Here is a 19,356-nt window from a genome sequence, read left to right on the forward strand (position 1 = left end):
CCGCAAGAAAGCCACGGCTGCTGGATTTCTATGCAATCGCTCGATGCGTGGCTATCATGCGGGCCTCATTGTGAGGCGAGACCTGCATGCTGACGTTGTTAAAGCTTCTTAAAGATGGCCGATTCCATTCGGGTCAAGCATTGGGTGCCGCCCTGGGCGTCAGTCGTAGTGCTGTGTGGAAGCAGCTTCAGCATTTGGAAGCTGAGCTGGGTCTGTCTATTCATAAGGTTCGTGGGCGCGGCTATCAACTGTCCGCGCCATTGGCGCTGCTCGATCCTGCCGAGATTAGCGCTCAGGCGCACTCCTGCGCCTGGCCCGTCCAGGTTTACGACTCAATCGACTCCACTAATGCCGAAGCACTGCGCGCTATCGAGCGTGGGCAAGCGGCACCCTTTGTGGTGCTTTCGGAGCGGCAGACAGCCGGACGCGGGCGACGTGGTCGCAAGTGGGTCAGTCCATTCGCAGAAAACGTCTATTACAGCCTGGTGCTACGCATTGATGGTGGGATGCGCCAGCTGGAGGGCTTGAGTCTTGTCGTTGGGCTCGCTGTCTTGCAGGCGTTGCGCGAGCTCGGTATTGCATCCGCTGGATTGAAGTGGCCTAACGATGTCCTTGTAGGCCAGAAAAAGATCGCGGGAATACTGCTCGAGTTGGTTGGTGATCCTGCTGATGTGTGCCACGTGGTCCTGGGGGTGGGGATCAATGTGAACATGCAGTCCGCTGATGAGGTGGACCAGCAATGGACATCCCTGCGGCTCGAGTCAGGCAAATTTTTTGACCGCAACCAATTGGTTGCGGTGCTGGGGGAGATGCTGCAGCGATACCTGGCTCGTCACCAGGCGGGTGGTTTTTTGGCCATCCAGTCGGAGTGGGAGCAAAATCATCTATGGCAGGGGCGAAGCGTGTCCTTGATTGCCGGCGTCAATCAAATTGATGGTGAAGTACTTGGTATTGATGGCCAGGGCGCTTTGCGCCTGAAGGTGGATGGTGTGGAGAAAGTCTTCAGTGGTGGTGAGTTGAGCCTGAGGTTGCGTGATGATTCTTGAGCTCGATTGTGGGAATAGTTTCATCAAGTGGCGTGTGCTTGCCGCTAATGCCGGGCAGGTGCTCGGTGAAGGGGTCGTCGATTCCAATCTTGGATTGCTGGAGGGTTTGGGGGCGATCAAAGGGCTTGCCCTCACGTTTTGCCGGTTGGTGAGCGTCAGGACCGCGGAGGAAACCGCTGCGTTGACGTCATTGCTCGGCGATACCTTTGATGTGCCGGTTGTATGCGCAACGCCTGCTCGCGAAATGTCAGGCGTGCGCAATGGCTATGAAGAGTTTGAGCGGTTGGGGCTGGATCGCTGGCTCGCAATGCTCGGAGGCTTTCATCTGGCCTCGGGTGCGTGTCTGGTGCTCGATTTCGGTACGGCCGTGACCGCTGACTTTATCGCGGCGGATGGAGAGCACCTGGGTGGTTTCATCTGTCCAGGGATGCCGTTGATGCGCAACCAGTTGCGCACCCACACCCGCAAAATTCGTTATGGGGATCTGGCGGCCGAGCAGGCTCAGGAAAGTCTTGTTCCTGGTCGCGCGACTGTCGAGGCTGTAGAGCGTGGTTGTCTGTTGATGTTGCGCGGCTTCGTGCTGACCCAGCTCGAGTTGGCGCGCAGTTACTGGGGTGAGGACTTTGTCGTGTTCCTCACCGGGGGGGATGCGAGCCTGGTTGCTGAGGTCGTGCCTCAGGCCAGGGTTGTTCCGGACTTGGTGTTTGTCGGATTGGCCATGGCCTGTCCCTTGTCCTGAGGTTTTTATGCGTTGGTTGTTTCTACTGCTGCTTGTCCTCAATGGCTTCTACTACATCTGGCATCAACAAGAGGCTCCTTTGCGCGCGAAGGATGTCACGCCTTTGAGTCTGTATCGCGGATCTCAACAAGATATTCGCTTGTTGAGCGAAGCAAGTGACGTATCCAAGGATAAGGGAAAAGCTGCCTCGGCAGACAATGGCTGCCTTTATCTGGGCGGCTATACGCGCCAGGAGGCCGCACAGGCGGTTGAGCGTCGTTTGAGCGGGATGGAGGTCAAGTTTCAGTCCCTGCCGAAAGCTGCGGCTGAAGGAGCGGCGTATTGGGTGCGTATCGCACCGGAAAGCCGGCGTTGGCTGGACGATTTGCAGCTGCAAAACCTTTCTAAAGAATTCAATGAGTTAAAACATAAAATAATGCCGTGCGAGGGGGTTGCACCCACCGAATAGTTTGCATAGAATGGCGCCCGCTCCACAGCGAACACCGGAAACGGTAAGCGGTGTGAAGCGAGGTCAACGCAGCTAAGCTCAGGTTTTTAATGAGAAAAATGCTTGACAGAAGGCTGGCATGATGTAGAATGCCGGCTCGCTTAGGAGGGGTTCCCGAGCGGCCAAAGGGATCAGACTGTAAATCTGACGTCTACGACTTCGAAGGTTCGAATCCTTCCCCCTCCACCATTTTTAGCGAGAGCTGTAAGCCTCGCGGGTATAGTTTAGTGGTAGAACCTCAGCCTTCCAAGCTGATGATGCGGGTTCGATTCCCGCTACCCGCTCCAAGTTTACGGGTTTTGCACAGTGTTACGCTCTTGTAGCTCAGTTGGTAGAGCACACCCTTGGTAAGGGTGAGGTCAGCGGTTCAAATCCGCTCAAGAGCTCCATATAACAAGGCAGATATGAAAATATCTGCCTTTGTTTTAGGTGGTAGTGGTTGCGCCTGATTGTGTTTCTGAGGGTTGCCGGTGTCATGGATGTCGGTGTTGCAGCCAGGATTGCCTCGTAAGTGTTGTAAAGTCTTTTTCGGGTCGGCATAATGGTCGGCCTGATTTTGTTTTAGGTCAGTAGCTCAATTGGCAGAGCGACGGTCTCCAAAACCGTAGGTTGGGGGTTCGATTCCCTCCTGACCTGCCAGATTCACTCGGTGTGTCTGGCTTTCTTTTCACAGGATCTTCATAGATGACTCCTAAAGCTGAAGCTCAAGGCTCTCGTTTCGACCTCCTCAAGTGGCTTGTAGTAGTCGCTCTGGTGGTTGTTGGCGTTGTTGGCAATCAGTACTTTTCTGCTTCGCCGATCCTGTACCGCGTACTCGCATTGCTTGCTATTGCTGCCGTAGCTGCCTTTGTAGGCCTGCAGACAGTCAAGGGCAAGTCTTTCTTTGTACTGGTTAAGGAAGCGCGCACCGAAATTCGTAAAGTCGTTTGGCCAACTCGCCAAGAAACCACGCAGACCACGTTGATCGTTGTGGCTGTTGTCCTGGTTATGGCGTTGCTGTTGTGGGGGCTTGATTCCCTGCTCGGCTGGCTTGTTTCCTTGATCGTCGGCTAAGGGTGTCCCGTGGCTAAGCGTTGGTATGTTGTGCATGCTTACTCCGGTTACGAGAAGCATGTAATGCGCTCGCTGATCGAGCGCGTAAAGCTGGCTGGTATGGAAGATGGCTTCGGCGAGATTCTGGTTCCCACTGAAGAAGTGGTCGAGATGCGCAATGGCCAGAAGCGCAAAAGCGAACGCAAATTCTTCCCTGGCTATGTGCTGGTGCAGATGGATATGAACGAGGGTACTTGGCACTTGGTCAAGGATACGCCTCGGGTGATGGGTTTCATTGGCGGTACTGCCGATAAGCCTGCACCAATCACCGATAAAGAAGCAGAAGCGATTCTGCGCCGCGTTGCCGATGGCAGCGACAAGCCGAAGCCGAAGACGTTGTTCGAGCCGGGCGAGTCGGTGCGTGTCAATGACGGTCCGTTCGCAGACTTTACCGGTGTTGTTGAAGAAGTTAACTACGAAAAGAGCCGGATCCAGGTCGCAGTGCTCATTTTCGGTCGCTCTACTCCGGTGGAGCTCGAGTTCAGCCAGGTCGAAAAGGTCTAGTTGAACAAAAATCCCAACCCCGCAGCCGTAGGCTGTGGGGTTTTGTCGTCACTGGGATAAACGCGCAAGTAACCGGGGAGCCTCTCGAGGCGTTCGAACCCGTAATTGGAGTGCCTCATGGCCAAGAAGATTACCGCTTACATCAAGCTGCAAGTGAAGGCCGCTCAGGCTAACCCAAGCCCACCTGTTGGTCCTGCTCTGGGTCAGCACGGCGTGAACATCATGGAATTCTGCAAGGCTTTCAACGCCCGTACTCAGGGTCTTGAGCCAGGTCTGCCGACTCCAGTGATCATCACTGTCTACAGCGACCGTAGCTTCACTTTCGAAACCAAATCCACCCCTGCTTCGGTTCTGCTGAAGAAGGCGGCCGGTCTGACCAGCGGTTCCGCTCGTCCGAACACCGTTAAGGTTGGCACCGTGACTCGTGCTCAGCTGGAAGAAATCGCGAAAACCAAAAACGCGGATCTGACTGCAGCTGATATGGAAGCAGCCGTGCGTACTATCGCCGGTTCTGCTCGTAGCATGGGCCTTAACGTGGAGGGTGTGTAATGGCTAAGCTGACCAAACGTCAAAAGGCTATCGCCGGCAAAATCGAAGCAGGCAAGGCCTACAACTTTGTAGACGCCGCTGCCCTGCTGGCTGAGCTGTCGACTGTCAAGTTCAGCGAGTCGTTCGACGTAGCTGTAAACCTGGGTGTTGACCCGCGTAAATCCGACCAGGTCGTTCGTAGCGCTACTGTGCTGCCACACGGCACTGGCAAGACCGTTCGCGTTGCTGTGTTCACCCAGGGTCCAGCTGCTGAAGCCGCTCTGGCTGCCGGCGCTGACCGCGTAGGCATGGACGACCTGGCTGCCGAAATGAAAGGCGGCGACCTGAACTATGACGTAGTGATCGCATCCCCGGATGCAATGCGCGTTGTAGGTCAGTTGGGTCAGATCCTCGGTCCACGTGGCCTGATGCCTAACCCTAAAGTCGGCACCGTAACTCCAGACGTAGCTACCGCGGTTAAGAACGCCAAGGCTGGTCAGGTTCGTTATCGCACCGACAAAAACGGCATCATCCACACTTCCGTTGGCAAGATCGGCTTCGATGCCGTCAAGCTGAAGGAAAACGTTGAAGCCCTGATCGCTGATCTGAAGCGTATCAAGCCAGCTTCCTCGAAAGGCATTTACGTCAAGCGCGTTACCCTGAGCACCACTATGGGCCCAGGTCTGGTCATCGACCAAAGCTCGCTCGACGCGTAAGACACAAATTGGCGCAAGCGATTGCGCCAATTGAAAAATTGGGGTCCCTGCCTGGCGGGGGCTATCCAAGACCGTAGGCGACGCAAGTCTTAAACCACAAGCCTACGCAGATGGTGCTCCCGGTTCCTTACCGAATCAGACACCAAAACGACATCCGGTTTCGACCAGATGAAACGGTAACAAGCAGGAGTTAAACCCGTGGCAATTAAACTCGAAGACAAGAAGGCCATCGTCGCTGAAGTCAACGAGGCTGCCAAAGTCGCTCTGTCCGCTGTCGTGGCTGATGCCCGTGGCGTAACAGTAGGCGCGATGACCGGACTCCGTAAAGAGGCTCGTGAAGCTGGCGTTTACGTACGTGTTGTACGTAACACCCTGCTCAAGCGCGCTGTTGCTGACACTGAATTCAGTGTCCTCAACGACGTGTTCACTGGCCCTACCCTGATTGCGTTCTCCAAGGAACATCCAGGCGCTGCTGCCCGGATCTTCAAGGAATTCGCAAAGGGTCAGGACAAGTTCGAGATCAAGGCAGCTGCGTTCGAGGGCAAGTTCCTCGCAGCTAACCAAATCGACGTACTGGCAACTCTGCCGACCCGTGACGAAGCAATTTCTCAGCTGATGAGCGTGATTCAAGGCGCTACCAGCAAGTTGGCTCGTACTCTGGCGGCAATTCGCGACCAGAAAGAAGCTGCTGCAGCCTAAGGCTCGTCAACTTCTCGCGTTTTTTGTTTTTTTCGATGGTCGCGTAGGCCGTCCCCAATATCAGGAATTAGATTCATGTCTATCTCTCAGAACGATATCCTTGAAGCAGTTGGCAACATGTCCGTAATGGAAGTTGTTGAGCTGATCAAAGCTTTCGAAGAAAAATTCGGTGTTACCGCTGCTGCTGCATCGGCTGGTCCAGCTGTTGCTGCTGCCGTTGCTGAAGAGCAAACCGAATTCAACGTCATGCTGACCGAAGCTGGCGAGAAGAAAGTTAACGTGATCAAGGCTGTACGTGAACTGACCGGCCTGGGCTTGAAAGAAGCCAAGGCTGTAGTTGACGGCGCACCTGCCATGGTTCTGGAAGCTGTTGCCAAAGACGCAGCTGACAAAGCCAAAGCAGCTCTGGAAGAAGCAGGCGCTAAAGTCGAGCTGAAGTAAGCATCGACTTTGCTCCTCCAGCCCGAGCGTTAAGCGACAGGCTGATGGCTGGTGGCTCTTGCCACCGGCCTTTTTCCGTTATTGGCAGCCGACTGGGTCGGTGCCGATAACGTGCTGTAACCACCCGATGCGGTGGCGCAAACCATGGGGTTTGCACGATTTTCTGGCTGCTCCCGTCGGGAGGGGCCAAACAAGCAGGTGACCAAGCTGGGGAACGCTGATGGCTTACTCATATACTGAGAAAAAACGTATCCGCAAGGACTTTAGCAAGTTGCCGGACGTCATGGATGTGCCGTACCTCCTGGCCATCCAGCTGGATTCGTATCGTGAATTCTTGCAAGCGGGAGCGACTAAAGATCAGTTCCGCGACGTGGGCCTGCATGCGGCCTTCAAATCCGTTTTCCCGATCATCAGCTACTCCGGCAATGCTGCGCTGGAGTACGTCGGTTATCGCCTGGGCGAACCGGCATTTGATGTCAAAGAATGCGTATTGCGCGGTGTAACTTACGCCGTACCTTTGCGGGTAAAAGTGCGCCTGATCATTTTCGACAAAGAGTCGTCGAACAAAGCGATCAAGGACATCAAAGAGCAAGAAGTCTACATGGGTGAAATCCCCCTGATGACTGAAAACGGTACCTTCGTAATCAACGGTACCGAGCGTGTAATCGTTTCCCAGCTGCACCGTTCCCCGGGCGTGTTCTTCGACCACGACCGTGGCAAGACGCACAGCTCCGGTAAACTGCTGTACTCCGCGCGCATCATTCCTTACCGCGGTTCGTGGCTGGACTTCGAGTTCGACCCGAAAGACTGCGTATTCGTGCGTATCGACCGTCGTCGCAAGCTGCCTGCATCGGTACTGCTGCGCGCGCTGGGCTATACCACTGAAGAAGTGCTGGACGCGTTCTATACCACCAACGTATTCCATGTGAAGGGCGAGACCCTGAGCCTGGAGCTGGTGCCTCAGCGCCTGCGCGGTGAAATCGCTGTCCTCGATATTCAGGATGACAAGGGCAAGGTTATTGTCGAGCAGGGTCGTCGTATCACCGCTCGCCACATCAACCAGCTGGAAAAAGCCGGGATCAAAGAGCTGGATGTGCCTCTGGACTACGTCCTGGGTCGTACAACCGCCAAGGTCATCGTGCACCCGGCAACCGGCGAAATCCTGGCAGAGTGCAACACCGAGCTGAACACCGAGATCCTGGCCAAAATCGCCAAGGCTCAGGTTGTTCGCATCGAAACTCTGTACACCAACGATATCGACTGCGGTCCGTTCGTCTCCGACACCCTGAAGATCGACTCCACCAGCAACCAACTGGAAGCGCTGGTCGAGATCTATCGCATGATGCGTCCTGGCGAGCCGCCAACCAAAGACGCTGCCGAGACCCTGTTCAACAACCTGTTCTTCAGCCCTGAGCGCTATGACCTGTCTGCGGTCGGCCGGATGAAGTTCAACCGTCGTATCGGTCGTACCGAGATCGAAGGTTCGGGCGTGCTGTGCAAGGAAGATATCGTCGCGGTACTGAAGACCCTGGTCGACATCCGTAACGGTAAAGGCATCGTCGATGACATCGACCACCTGGGTAACCGTCGTGTTCGCTGCGTAGGCGAAATGGCCGAGAACCAGTTCCGCGTTGGCCTGGTACGTGTTGAGCGTGCGGTCAAAGAGCGTCTGTCGATGGCTGAAAGCGAAGGCCTGATGCCGCAAGACCTGATCAACGCCAAGCCAGTGGCCGCGGCGGTGAAAGAGTTCTTCGGTTCCAGCCAGCTGTCCCAGTTCATGGACCAGAACAACCCGCTGTCCGAGATCACCCACAAGCGTCGTGTTTCCGCACTCGGCCCTGGCGGTCTGACTCGTGAGCGCGCCGGCTTCGAAGTTCGTGACGTACACCCGACTCACTACGGTCGTGTATGCCCGATTGAAACGCCGGAAGGTCCGAACATCGGTCTGATCAACTCCCTGGCCGCTTATGCGCGCACCAACCAGTACGGCTTCCTGGAAAGCCCGTACCGCGTGGTGAAAGACGCTTTGGTCACCGACGAGATCGTGTTCCTGTCCGCCATCGAAGAAGCCGATCACGTGATCGCTCAGGCCTCGGCCACGATGAACGACAAGAAAGTCCTGATCGACGAACTGGTAGCTGTTCGTCACTTGAACGAATTCACCGTCAAGGCGCCGGAAGACGTCACCTTGATGGACGTATCGCCGAAGCAGGTAGTTTCGGTTGCTGCGTCGCTGATTCCGTTCCTCGAGCACGACGACGCCAACCGTGCGTTGATGGGTTCGAACATGCAGCGTCAAGCTGTACCAACCCTGCGCGCTGACAAGCCGCTGGTAGGTACCGGCATGGAGCGAAACGTAGCCCGTGACTCCGGCGTTTGCGTCGTGGCTCGTCGTGGCGGCGTGATCGACTCCGTCGACGCCAGCCGTATCGTGGTTCGTGTTGCCGATGACGAAGTTGAAACCGGTGAAGCCGGTGTCGACATCTACAACCTGACCAAGTACACCCGCTCCAACCAGAACACCTGCATCAACCAGCGTCCGCTGGTGCGTAAGGGTGATCGGGTTCAGCGTAGCGACATCATGGCCGACGGCCCGTCCACCGATATGGGTGAACTGGCACTGGGTCAGAACATGCGCATCGCGTTCATGGCATGGAACGGCTTCAACTTCGAAGACTCCATCTGCCTGTCCGAGCGTGTTGTTCAGGAAGACCGCTTCACCACGATCCACATCCAGGAACTGACCTGTGTGGCTCGTGACACCAAGCTTGGCCCAGAGGAAATCACTGCCGACATCCCGAACGTGGGTGAAGCGGCTCTGAACAAGCTGGACGAAGCCGGTATCGTTTACGTAGGTGCCGAAGTTGGCGCAGGCGACATCCTGGTCGGTAAGGTCACTCCGAAAGGCGAGACCCAGCTGACTCCGGAAGAAAAACTGCTGCGTGCGATCTTCGGTGAAAAAGCCAGCGACGTTAAAGACACTTCCCTGCGCGTACCTACCGGTACCAAGGGTACTGTCATCGACGTACAGGTCTTCACCCGCGACGGCGTTGAGCGTGATGCTCGTGCCCTGTCGATCGAGAAGTCCCAGCTGGACGAGATCCGCAAGGACCTCAACGAAGAGTTCCGTATCGTTGAAGGTGCTACTTTCGAACGTCTGCGTTCCGCTCTGGTCGGCCACAAAGCCGAAGGCGGCGCCGGTCTGAAGAAAGGCCAGGACATCACCGACGAAGTTCTCGACGGTCTTGAGCACGGCCAGTGGTTCAAGCTGCGCATGGCTGAAGATGCTCTGAACGAGCAGCTCGAGAAGGCTCAGGCCTACATCGTTGATCGTCGCCGTCTGCTGGACGACAAGTTCGAAGACAAGAAGCGCAAACTGCAGCAGGGCGATGACCTGGCTCCAGGCGTGCTGAAAATCGTCAAGGTTTACCTGGCAATCCGTCGTCGCATCCAGCCGGGCGACAAGATGGCCGGTCGTCACGGTAACAAGGGTGTGGTCTCCGTGATCATGCCGGTTGAAGACATGCCGCACGATGCCAATGGCACCCCGGTCGACGTCGTCCTCAACCCGTTGGGCGTACCTTCGCGTATGAACGTCGGTCAGATCCTTGAAACCCACCTGGGCCTCGCGGCCAAAGGTCTGGGCGAGAAGATCAACCGCATGATTGAAGAGCAGCGCAAGGTTGCCGAGCTGCGCAAGTTCCTGCACGAGATCTATAACGAGATCGGCGGTCGTCAGGAAAGCCTCGATGACTTCTCGGACCAGGAAATCCTGGACCTGGCTCAAAACCTGCGTGGCGGCGTTCCAATGGCCACTCCAGTGTTCGACGGCGCCAAGGAAAGCGAAATCAAGGCCATGCTGAAACTGGCGGACCTGCCAGAAAGCGGCCAGATGCAGCTGACCGACGGCCGTACCGGCAACAAGTTCGAGCGCCCGGTTACCGTTGGCTACATGTACATGCTGAAGCTGAACCACTTGGTAGACGACAAGATGCACGCTCGTTCTACCGGTTCGTACAGCCTGGTTACCCAGCAGCCGCTGGGTGGTAAGGCGCAGTTCGGTGGTCAGCGTTTCGGGGAGATGGAGGTCTGGGCACTGGAAGCATACGGTGCCGCTTACACTCTGCAAGAAATGCTCACAGTGAAGTCGGACGATGTGAACGGCCGTACCAAGATGTACAAGAACATCGTGGATGGCGATCACCGTATGGAGCCGGGCATGCCCGAGTCCTTCAACGTGTTGATCAAGGAAATTCGTTCCCTCGGCATCGATATCGATCTGGAAACCGAATAACACGTGACGCGAATCGAGAGCGGGGCAGGATTGCCCGCTCTCTGCTCCGCCAGGAGGAAAGGCCTTGAAAGACCTACTGAATTTGCTGAAAAACCAGGGTCAAGTCGAAGAGTTCGACGCCATCCGTATTGGATTGGCATCGCCTGAGATGATCCGTTCGTGGTCGTTCGGTGAAGTTAAAAAGCCGGAAACCATCAACTACCGTACGTTCAAACCTGAACGTGACGGCCTGTTCTGCGCCAAGATCTTTGGCCCGGTAAAGGATTACGAGTGCCTGTGCGGTAAGTACAAGCGCTTGAAGCACCGTGGTGTGATCTGCGAGAAGTGCGGCGTTGAAGTCGCGCTGGCAAAAGTTCGCCGTGAGCGCATGGCGCACATCGAACTGGCCTCGCCAGTTGCCCACATCTGGTTCCTGAAATCGCTGCCGTCCCGTATCGGCTTGCTGATGGACATGACCCTGCGTGATATCGAGCGCGTTCTCTACTTTGAGAGCTACGTCGTTATCGATCCAGGCATGACCACCCTTGAAAAAGGTCAACTGCTCAACGACGAGCAGTACTTCGAAGCGCTGGAAGAGTTCGGCGACGATTTCGATGCTCGCATGGGTGCCGAAGCTGTCCGCGAACTGCTGCACGCTATCGACCTGGAGCACGAGATTGGCCGCCTGCGTGAAGAAATTCCGCAAACCAACTCCGAAACCAAGATAAAGAAGCTGTCCAAGCGTCTGAAGTTGATGGAAGCCTTCCAGGGTTCCGGCAACCTGCCAGAGTGGATGGTGCTGACCGTTCTGCCGGTTCTGCCGCCAGATCTGCGTCCACTGGTCCCGCTTGATGGCGGTCGCTTCGCGACTTCCGACCTCAACGATCTGTATCGTCGAGTGATCAACCGTAACAACCGTTTGAAGCGCCTGCTGGATCTGTCCGCTCCGGACATCATCGTGCGCAACGAAAAGCGTATGTTGCAGGAAGCCGTCGACGCACTGCTCGACAACGGTCGTCGTGGCCGCGCTATCACAGGTTCCAACAAGCGTCCTCTGAAGTCCCTGGCTGACATGATCAAGGGTAAGCAGGGTCGTTTCCGTCAGAACTTGCTCGGTAAGCGTGTTGACTACTCCGGCCGTTCGGTAATTACCGTAGGTCCGACCTTGCGTCTGCACCAGTGCGGTCTGCCGAAGAAAATGGCTCTCGAGCTGTTCAAGCCGTTCATTTTCGGCAAGCTTGAAATGCGTGGTCTTGCTACCACCATCAAGGCTGCCAAGAAGATGGTCGAGCGCGAGCTGCCAGAGGTTTGGGACGTTCTCGCTGAAGTGATTCGCGAACACCCGGTTCTTCTCAACCGTGCACCGACCCTTCACCGTCTGGGTATCCAGGCGTTTGAACCGGTACTGATCGAAGGTAAGGCTATCCAGCTGCACCCTCTGGTCTGCGCCGCGTACAACGCCGACTTCGACGGCGACCAAATGGCCGTGCACGTACCGCTGACGCTGGAAGCCCAGCTCGAAGCGCGTGCGTTGATGATGTCGACCAACAACATTCTGTCGCCAGCCAACGGTGAGCCAATCATCGTTCCGTCGCAGGACGTTGTATTGGGTCTGTACTACATGACTCGTGAAGCGATCAACGCCAAGGGCGAAGGTCGTGTGTTCGCGGATCTGCAGGAAGTTGACCGTGTGTTCCGTGCCGGCGAAGCCGCACTGCACGCCAAGGTTAAAGTCCGGATCAACGAAACCGTCAACGACCGTGATGGCGGCAGCGTGAGCAACACCCGTATCGTCGACACCACTGTCGGCCGTGCTCTGTTGTTCCAGGTTGTGCCAAAGGGTCTGTCGTACGACGTCGTCAACCTGCCGATGAAGAAGAAGGCAATCTCCAAGCTGATCAACCAGTGCTATCGCGTGGTTGGTTTGAAAGAGACTGTGATCTTCGCTGACCAGTTGATGTACACCGGTTTTGCTTATTCGACCATTTCCGGCGTTTCCATCGGTGTTAACGACTTCGTTATCCCGGATGAAAAAGCCCGCATCATCAATGCTGCCACTGATGAAGTGAAAGAGATCGAAAGCCAGTACGCCTCCGGCCTGGTAACCCAGGGCGAGAAGTACAACAAAGTGATCGACCTTTGGTCCAAGGCGAACGACGAAGTTTCCAAGGCGATGATGGCCAACCTCTCGAAAGAGAAAGTCATCGACCGTCATGGCGTCGAAGTCGACCAGGAGTCCTTCAACTCGATGTACATGATGGCTGACTCGGGTGCGCGGGGTTCCGCAGCACAGATTCGTCAGCTGGCCGGTATGCGTGGCCTGATGGCCAAGCCGGACGGTTCCATCATTGAAACGCCGATTACTGCGAACTTCCGTGAAGGTTTGAGCGTACTTCAGTACTTCATCTCCACTCACGGTGCTCGTAAGGGTCTTGCGGATACCGCGTTGAAAACGGCTAACTCCGGTTACCTGACTCGTCGTCTGGTAGACGTTGCACAAGATCTGGTTGTAACCGAGATCGATTGCGGCACCGAACACGGTCTGCTGATGACTCCGCACATTGAAGGCGGTGACGTTGTAGAGCCGCTGGGTGAGCGCGTATTGGGTCGTGTTATCGCCCGTGACGTATTCAAGCCAGGTACCGAGGACGTCATCGTTCCTGCCGGCACCCTGGTAGACGAAAAGTGGGTCGAGTTCATCGAACTCAACAGCATCGACGAAGTGATCGTGCGTTCGCCGATCAGCTGCGAAACCCGCTTCGGTATTTGCGCCAAGTGCTACGGCCGCGATCTGGCTCGTGGTCACCAGGTGAACATCGGTGAAGCGGTCGGCGTTATCGCTGCCCAGTCCATCGGTGAGCCGGGTACCCAGCTGACGATGCGTACGTTCCACATCGGTGGTGCGGCAAGCCGGACCTCCGCAGCCGACAGCGTTCAGGTGAAGAATGGCGGTACCGTCCGTCTGCATAACCTGAAGCACGTTGAGCGAGTGGATGGTCACCTGGTTGCTGTGTCCCGTTCCGGTGAGCTGGCCATCGCTGATGACTTCGGTCGTGAGCGTGAGCGTTACAAGCTGCCGTACGGTGCCGTGATTTCGGTTAAAGAGGGTGACAAGGTCGAAGCTGGCGCCATCGTGGCCAAGTGGGATCCGCACACTCACCCGATCGTTACCGAAATGAAAGGTACCGTGACCTACGTGGGCATGGAAGAAGGCATCACGATCAAGCGTCAGACTGACGAATTGACCGGTATGACCAACATTGAAGTACTCGACGCCAAAGATCGTCCAGCTGCCGGTAAGGACATCCGTCCTGCCGTGAAGATGGTCGACGACAACGGCAAGGATCTGTTGCTGCCAGGCACTGACGTTATCGCTCAGTACTTCCTGCCGGCCAACGCCCTGGTCGGTGTAGCGGATGGTGCGAAGATCGCGATCGGTGATGTTATCGCTCGTATCCCGCAAGAGACTTCGAAAACTCGCGACATCACCGGTGGTCTGCCGCGTGTTGCCGACTTGTTCGAAGCCCGTCGTCCGAAAGAAGCGTCGATTCTGGCTGAAGTCAGCGGCACCATCGCGTTCGGTAAAGAGACCAAAGGCAAACGCCGTCTGGTTATCACCCCGAACGACGGTACCGATCCGTACGAAGAGCTGATTCCGAAGTGGCGTCACCTGAACGTGTTCGAAGGCGAACAGGTAAACCGCGGCGAAGTTATCTCCGACGGTCCGAGCGATCCACACGACATCCTGCGTCTGCTGGGTGTGAGTGCGCTGGCCAAGTACATCGTCAACGAGATCCAGGACGTTTACCGTCTGCAAGGCGTGAAGATCAACGACAAGCACATCGAGACCATCCTGCGTCAGATGCTGCGTAAAGTTGAGATCGCTGAATCCGGCGATTCCAGTTTCATCAAGGGCGACCAGATGGAATTGACTCACGTACTGGTAGAGAACGAGCGTCTGAGCGGCGAAGACAAGTTTGTCTCCAAGTTCACTCGCGTTCTGCTGGGTATCACCAAGGCGTCGTTGTCCACCGAATCGTTCATCTCGGCGGCTTCCTTCCAGGAAACCACTCGCGTACTGACCGAAGCGGCGGTAACCGGCAAGCGCGATTACCTGCGCGGCCTGAAAGAAAACGTGGTCGTGGGTCGTCTGATCCCGGCTGGTACCGGCCTGGCTTATCACAGCGAGCGTAAGCGCCGCCGTGATGCAGACAAGCCGTTGCGCGTAAGCGCCAGTGAAGTGGAAGCTGCACTGACCGAAGCGCTGAACTCGAGCGGTAACTGAGTTCTGCGGTAAATGAGTGTGAGGCCCTGGTCACTCCGTTCATCGAATCGAGACAATTTGTCGAGATTGGATGAGCGGGGAGGGCGGGGCCTTGCCTTGACTGGGGACAAGATCCTCTTTAGACTCTTGTACCCCTAAATTTGGCGGGAACTCGTTCCTGCCATTTTGCTTTTCTTGCAAGACAATAGCGTCGCAAGACAACAGTGGAGCTAGTAGATGGCAACTATCAACCAGCTGGTACGTCAGCCGCGTAAGCGTATCGTCGAGAAATCCGACGTGCCTGCGCTGCAGAACTGCCCGCAACGCCGTGGCGTGTGCACCCGTGTGTACACCACCACGCCGAAAAAACCTAACTCGGCACTGCGTAAAGTATGCCGTGTGCGCCTGACCAACGGTTTCGAGGTTTCCTCGTACATCGGCGGTGAAGGCCACAACCTGCAAGAGCACAGCGTGGTACTGATCCGCGGCGGTCGTGTAAAAGACTTGCCAGGTGTTCGTTACCACACCGTTCGCGGTTCGTTGGATACTTCCGGTGTTAAAGGTCGTAACCAGGGTCGTTCGAAGTACGGTACCAAGCGTCCGAAGTAATCGGCCGTTTTGCAGTTTTTCATTTTATTGAGTCGATAAGAGTAAGGTCGGGCACGCATCCATAGGAGCTGTCCCGGGCTAACCTGAAGACCGTTTGAGGGCTTATCAATGCCAAGACGTCGCGTAGCAGCCAAGCGTGAGATTCTGGACGATCCGAAATACGGAAGCCAAATCCTCGCCAAATTCATGAACCACGTAATGGAAAGCGGCAAGAAAGCCGTTGCCGAGCGTATCGTTTATGGTGCCCTGGATACCGTGAAGGCTCGTAAGGCCGGCACCGATCCCCTGGAACTCTTCGAAAAAGCACTCGACGCCATCGCTCCGCTGGTCGAAGTGAAGTCGCGCCGCGTTGGTGGTGCTACTTACCAGGTTCCGGTCGAGGTTCGTCCTTCCCGTCGTAACGCTCTGGCAATGCGCTGGTTGGTAGACTACGCCCGCAAGCGCGGCGAGAAGTCTATGGCTCTGCGTTTGGCTGGCGAACTGTTGGACGCTGCCGAAGGTAAAGGTGCTGCAGTTAAGAAGCGTGAAGACGTTCACCGTATGGCTGAAGCCAACAAGGCTTTCTCGCACTACCGCTTCTAATTTTAGCGTCACTAATTTTGCGAGGGCTTTATGGCTCGTACAACACCGATTAATCGCTACCGTAACATTGGTATCGTTGCACACGTGGATGCTGGTAAAACCACCACCACTGAGCGCGTCCTTTTTTACACTGGCAAAAGTCACAAAATGGGCGAGGTGCATGACGGCGCCGCGACCACAGACTGGATGGTTCAGGAGCAGGAGCGTGGTATTACCATTACTTCTGCTGCCATTACCGCCTTCTGGCAGGGTTCCGCCAAGCAGCACAAAGACCAGTACCGTTTCAACGTCATCGATACCCCGGGCCACGTAGACTTCACTATTGAAGTTGAGCGTTCCCTGCGTGTACTCGACGGCGCGGTCGTTGTGTTCTGCGGTACTTCCGGCGTTGAGCCTCAGTCCGAAACCGTATGGCGTCAAGCCAACAAGTACGGTGTTCCACGTATCGTTTACGTGAACAAGATGGACCGTGCCGGTGCGAACTTCCTGCGCGTGATCGCTCAGATCAAGCAGCGTCTGGGTCACACTCCGGTGCCTATCCAGCTGGCTATCGGTTCCGAAGACAACTTCCAGGGTCAGATCGATCTGATGACCATGGAAGCCGTTTACTGGAACGATGCCGACAAGGGTATGACCCCTCGTCGTGAAGCCATCCCTGCTGAACTGCAGGAACTGGCTGAAGAGTGGCGCAACAACATGGTTGAGGCTGCGGCCGAAGCCAGCGAAGAGCTGATGAACAAGTACCTTGAAGGTGAAGAACTCACCATCGAGGAAATCAAGGGTGCTCTGCGTCAGCGTACTATCGCTGGTGAGATCGTTCTGGCTGTTTGCGGTTCTTCCTTCAAGAACAAGGGTGTTCCCCTGGTTCTCGACGCCGTTATCGACTACCTGCCGGCTCCAACCGACATTCCTGCCATCAAGGGTACTGACCCGGATGACGAGGAAAAGCAGATGGAGCGTCATGCAGACGACAACGAGCCGTTCTCGGCTCTGGCGTTCAAGATCGCTACCGACCCATTCGTGGGTACCTTGACTTTCGTCCGTGTTTACTCGGGCGTGTTGGCCTCCGGCGACGGCGTGATCAACTCGGTCAAAGGCAAGAAAGAGCGCGTGGGTCGTATGGTGCAAATGCACGCAAACGCCCGTGAAGAGATCAAGGAAGTACGCGCTGGTGACATCGCGGCCCTGATCGGCATGAAGGACGTCACCACTGGTGAAACCTTGTGCAACGCTGACAAGCCAATCATCCTGGTTCGCATGGACTTCCCGGAGCCGGTTATTTCGGTTGCCGTTGAGCCTAAGACCAAGGATGACCAGGAAAAAATGGGTATCGCTCTGGGCAAACTTGCTCAGGAAGACCCGTCTTTCCGCGTCAAGACTGATGAAGAGACTGGTCAAACGATCATCTCTGGCATGGGCGAGTTGCACCTGGACATTCTGGTTGACCGGATGCGCCGTGAGTTCAACGTCGAAGCCAACATCGGTAAGCCTCAGGTTTCGTATCGTGAGCGCATCACGAAGAATTGCGAAATCGAAGGCAAGTTCGTTCGTCAGTCCGGCGGTCGTGGCCAGTTCGGCCATTGCTGGATCCGTTTTGCTCCTGCTGACGAAGGTCAGGAAGGTCTGCAATTCGTGAACGAAGTAGTGGGTGGTGTGGTTCCTAAGGAATACATCCCGGCTATCCAGAAGGGTATCGAAGAGCAGATGAAGAACGGCGTAGTTGCCGGCTATCCGCTGATCGGCCTGAAGGCTACCGTGTTTGATGGTTCTTACCACGACGTCGACTCGAACGAGATGGCGTTTAAGGTGGCTGCTTCCATGGCGACCAAGCAACTGGCCCAGAAGGGCGGTGGTGAGTTGCTCGAGCCGATCATGGCGGTAGAGGTTGTTACGCCTGAAGACTATATGGGTGACGTGATGGGCGACCTTAACCGTCGTCGCGGCATGATTCTGGGTATGGAAGACACGGTCTCCGGTAAGGTGATCCGTGCTGAAGTTCCGTTGGGCGAGATGTTCGGTTATGCGACCGACGTTCGTTCGATGTCCCAGGGTCGCGCAAGCTACTCTATGGAATTCAAAAAATACAATACAGCTCCGTCGCACATCGTCGAAACTGTAACCAAAAAACAAGGCTGATTCAGTCCTTTAGGCAAGGAGTTAATTGTCGTGGCTAAAGAAAAATTTGATCGTTCCCTACCGCACGTCAACGTTGGCACCATCGGTCACGTTGACCACGGTAAAACCACTCTGACCGCAGCTCTGACTCGCGTTTGCTCCGAAGTTTTCGGTTCCGCAATCGTTGATTTCGATAAAATCGACAGCGCTCCAGAAGAAAAAGCTCGTGGTATCACCATCAACACCGCGCACGTCGAGTACAACTCGAAGATCCGTCACTACGCTCACGTTGACTGCCCAGGTCACGCTGACTATGTGAAGAACATGATCACCGGTGCTGCCCAGATGGACGGCGCGATCCTGGTTTGCTCGGCCGCTGATGGTCCGATGCCACAAACTCGTGAGCACATCCTGCTGTCCCGTCAGGTAGGCGTTCCGTACATCGTGGTTTTCCTGAACAAGGCTGACCTGGTAGACGACGCTGAGCTGCTGGAACTGGTCGAGATGGAAGTTCGCGACCTGCTGTCCACCTACGACTTCCCGGGCGATGACACTCCAATCATCATCGGTTCGGCTCGTATGGCGCTGGAAGGCAAAGACGATAACGAAATGGGCACCACTGCCGTTCGTAAACTGGTTGAGACTCTGGACAGCTACATCCCAGAACCAGAGCGTGCTATCGACAAGCCATTCCTGATGCCAATCGAAGACGTATTCTCGATCTCGGGTCGTGGTACTGTTGTGACTGGTCGTATCGAGCGCGGTATCGTTCGCGTTCAAGATGCACTGGAAATCGTTGGTCTGCGTGACACCACCACCACCACCTGCACCGGTGTTGAAATGTTCCGCAAGCTGCTCGACGAAGGTCGTGCTGGCGAGAACTGCGGCGTTCTGCTGCGTGGTACCAAGCGTGACGACGTTGAGCGTGGCCAGGTTCTGGTTAAGCCAGGTTCGGTTAAGCCGCACACCAAGTTCACCGCAGAAGTTTACGTTCTGAGCAAGGAAGAAGGCGGTCGTCACACTCCGTTCTTCAAAGGCTACCGTCCACAGTTCTACTTCCGTACTACTGACGTGACTGGTAACTGCCAGCTGCCAGAAGGCGTTGAAATGGTAATGCCAGGTGACAACATCCAGATGGAAGTTACCCTGATCAAGACCATCGCAATGGAAGACGGCCTGCGTTTCGCTATCCGTGAAGGCGGTCGTACCGTCGGCGCTGGCGTCGTAGCCAAAATCATCGAGTAAGCATCTCTTTTGAGAT

Annotated in this window: 15 protein-coding genes and 4 tRNA genes; all 19 read left to right on the plus strand. The window is 55.8% G+C overall.

Translation table 11 applies throughout. From position 1 onward, the window contains the following. Nucleotides 1-86 precede the first annotated feature (86 nt). Nucleotides 87-1,046 (plus strand): bifunctional biotin--[acetyl-CoA-carboxylase] ligase/biotin operon repressor BirA, encoded by a 960-nt coding sequence (gene birA, locus ACM6IT_RS21250; protein WP_056728984.1) that lies wholly within the window; start codon nucleotides 87-89, stop codon nucleotides 1,044-1,046. After that, nucleotides 1,036-1,785: a pantothenate kinase gene (locus tag ACM6IT_RS21255; RefSeq protein WP_414914786.1), complete on the plus strand. Its 750-nt coding sequence runs from the start codon at nucleotides 1,036-1,038 to the stop codon at nucleotides 1,783-1,785. The genes birA and ACM6IT_RS21255 overlap by 11 nt, the downstream gene beginning before the upstream one ends. Nucleotides 1,786-1,792: 7 nt before the next feature. After that, nucleotides 1,793-2,233, plus strand: a complete 441-nt coding sequence (locus ACM6IT_RS21260) for a hypothetical protein (protein WP_414918639.1) — start codon at nucleotides 1,793-1,795, stop codon at nucleotides 2,231-2,233. 143 nt (nucleotides 2,234-2,376) lie between these two features. Beyond that, nucleotides 2,377-2,461: transfer RNA gene (locus tag ACM6IT_RS21265), tRNA-Tyr, on the plus strand. Between the two features lie 24 nt (nucleotides 2,462-2,485). After that, a tRNA-Gly gene (locus tag ACM6IT_RS21270) sits at nucleotides 2,486-2,559 on the plus strand. A 26-nt stretch (nucleotides 2,560-2,585) separates the two neighbouring features. Further along, nucleotides 2,586-2,661, plus strand: a tRNA-Thr gene (locus ACM6IT_RS21275). 174 nt (nucleotides 2,662-2,835) lie between these two features. Further along, nucleotides 2,836-2,911: transfer RNA gene (locus ACM6IT_RS21280), tRNA-Trp, on the plus strand. A 45-nt stretch (nucleotides 2,912-2,956) separates the two neighbouring features. Next, a complete protein-coding gene (gene secE, locus ACM6IT_RS21285) occupies nucleotides 2,957-3,325 on the plus strand; it encodes a preprotein translocase subunit SecE (RefSeq protein ID WP_007984402.1) in 369 nt (122 codons plus the stop codon). A gap of 9 nt (nucleotides 3,326-3,334) precedes the next feature. Then, complete coding sequence (gene nusG / locus ACM6IT_RS21290; RefSeq protein ID WP_007984405.1) at nucleotides 3,335-3,868, plus strand: transcription termination/antitermination protein NusG; 534 nt, start codon at nucleotides 3,335-3,337, stop codon at nucleotides 3,866-3,868. A gap of 117 nt (nucleotides 3,869-3,985) precedes the next feature. Continuing rightward, nucleotides 3,986-4,417: a 50S ribosomal protein L11 gene (rplK, locus tag ACM6IT_RS21295; protein WP_007933726.1), complete on the plus strand. Its 432-nt coding sequence runs from the start codon at nucleotides 3,986-3,988 to the stop codon at nucleotides 4,415-4,417. Beyond that, nucleotides 4,417-5,112, plus strand: coding sequence for a 50S ribosomal protein L1 (gene rplA, locus ACM6IT_RS21300; RefSeq protein ID WP_003186095.1), 696 nt, complete (start codon nucleotides 4,417-4,419; stop codon nucleotides 5,110-5,112). Before rplK ends, rplA begins: the two co-directional genes overlap by 1 nt. Nucleotides 5,113-5,310: 198 nt before the next feature. Continuing rightward, complete coding sequence (gene rplJ / locus ACM6IT_RS21305; RefSeq protein ID WP_007970413.1) at nucleotides 5,311-5,811, plus strand: 50S ribosomal protein L10; 501 nt, start codon at nucleotides 5,311-5,313, stop codon at nucleotides 5,809-5,811. Nucleotides 5,812-5,886: 75 nt separating this feature from the next. Then, entirely contained in the window at nucleotides 5,887-6,252 is a 366-nt protein-coding gene (gene rplL / locus ACM6IT_RS21310; RefSeq protein ID WP_007970414.1) for a 50S ribosomal protein L7/L12, read from the plus strand. 220 nt (nucleotides 6,253-6,472) lie between these two features. Beyond that, nucleotides 6,473-10,546: a DNA-directed RNA polymerase subunit beta gene (gene rpoB, locus ACM6IT_RS21315; RefSeq protein WP_053162836.1), complete on the plus strand. Its 4,074-nt coding sequence runs from the start codon at nucleotides 6,473-6,475 to the stop codon at nucleotides 10,544-10,546. A gap of 64 nt (nucleotides 10,547-10,610) precedes the next feature. After that, nucleotides 10,611-14,810, plus strand: coding sequence for a DNA-directed RNA polymerase subunit beta' (gene rpoC, locus ACM6IT_RS21320; protein ID WP_056728978.1), 4,200 nt, complete (start codon nucleotides 10,611-10,613; stop codon nucleotides 14,808-14,810). A 216-nt stretch (nucleotides 14,811-15,026) separates the two neighbouring features. Next, entirely contained in the window at nucleotides 15,027-15,398 is a 372-nt protein-coding gene (rpsL, locus tag ACM6IT_RS21325) for a 30S ribosomal protein S12 (protein WP_003186084.1), read from the plus strand. Between the two features lie 108 nt (nucleotides 15,399-15,506). After that, complete coding sequence (gene rpsG, locus ACM6IT_RS21330) at nucleotides 15,507-15,980, plus strand: 30S ribosomal protein S7 (protein ID WP_007994653.1); 474 nt, start codon at nucleotides 15,507-15,509, stop codon at nucleotides 15,978-15,980. A 30-nt stretch (nucleotides 15,981-16,010) separates the two neighbouring features. Further along, on the plus strand, nucleotides 16,011-18,116 hold the full coding sequence (fusA, locus tag ACM6IT_RS21335) for an elongation factor G (RefSeq protein ID WP_007994652.1): 2,106 nt from the start codon (nucleotides 16,011-16,013) through the stop codon (nucleotides 18,114-18,116). Nucleotides 18,117-18,146: 30 nt separating this feature from the next. Next, complete coding sequence (tuf, locus tag ACM6IT_RS21340) at nucleotides 18,147-19,340, plus strand: elongation factor Tu (RefSeq protein WP_008053875.1); 1,194 nt, start codon at nucleotides 18,147-18,149, stop codon at nucleotides 19,338-19,340. Nucleotides 19,341-19,356: the final 16 nt, after the last annotated feature.

This window comes from Pseudomonas sp. IT-P4 (genome assembly GCF_949767755.1).
GTDB classification, from domain to species: Bacteria; Pseudomonadota; Gammaproteobacteria; order Pseudomonadales; family Pseudomonadaceae; genus Aquipseudomonas; species Aquipseudomonas monachiensis.

What these genes read in the sequence shown, in the direction of transcription:
- birA (WP_056728984.1), top strand. Translation starts at nt 87, where the DNA reads ATGCTGACGTTGTTAAAGCTTCTTAAAGATGGCCGATTCCATTCGGGT.
- ACM6IT_RS21255 (WP_414914786.1), top strand. Translation starts at nt 1,036, where the DNA reads ATGATTCTTGAGCTCGATTGTGGGAATAGTTTCATCAAGTGGCGTGTG.
- ACM6IT_RS21260 (WP_414918639.1), top strand. Translation starts at nt 1,793, where the DNA reads ATGCGTTGGTTGTTTCTACTGCTGCTTGTCCTCAATGGCTTCTACTAC.
- secE (WP_007984402.1), top strand. Translation starts at nt 2,957, where the DNA reads ATGACTCCTAAAGCTGAAGCTCAAGGCTCTCGTTTCGACCTCCTCAAG.
- rplK (WP_007933726.1), top strand. Translation starts at nt 3,986, where the DNA reads ATGGCCAAGAAGATTACCGCTTACATCAAGCTGCAAGTGAAGGCCGCT.
- rplA (WP_003186095.1), top strand. Translation starts at nt 4,417, where the DNA reads ATGGCTAAGCTGACCAAACGTCAAAAGGCTATCGCCGGCAAAATCGAA.
- rplL (WP_007970414.1), top strand. Translation starts at nt 5,887, where the DNA reads ATGTCTATCTCTCAGAACGATATCCTTGAAGCAGTTGGCAACATGTCC.
- rpoB (WP_053162836.1), top strand. Translation starts at nt 6,473, where the DNA reads ATGGCTTACTCATATACTGAGAAAAAACGTATCCGCAAGGACTTTAGC.
- rpsL (WP_003186084.1), top strand. Translation starts at nt 15,027, where the DNA reads ATGGCAACTATCAACCAGCTGGTACGTCAGCCGCGTAAGCGTATCGTC.
- rpsG (WP_007994653.1), top strand. Translation starts at nt 15,507, where the DNA reads ATGCCAAGACGTCGCGTAGCAGCCAAGCGTGAGATTCTGGACGATCCG.
- fusA (WP_007994652.1), top strand. Translation starts at nt 16,011, where the DNA reads ATGGCTCGTACAACACCGATTAATCGCTACCGTAACATTGGTATCGTT.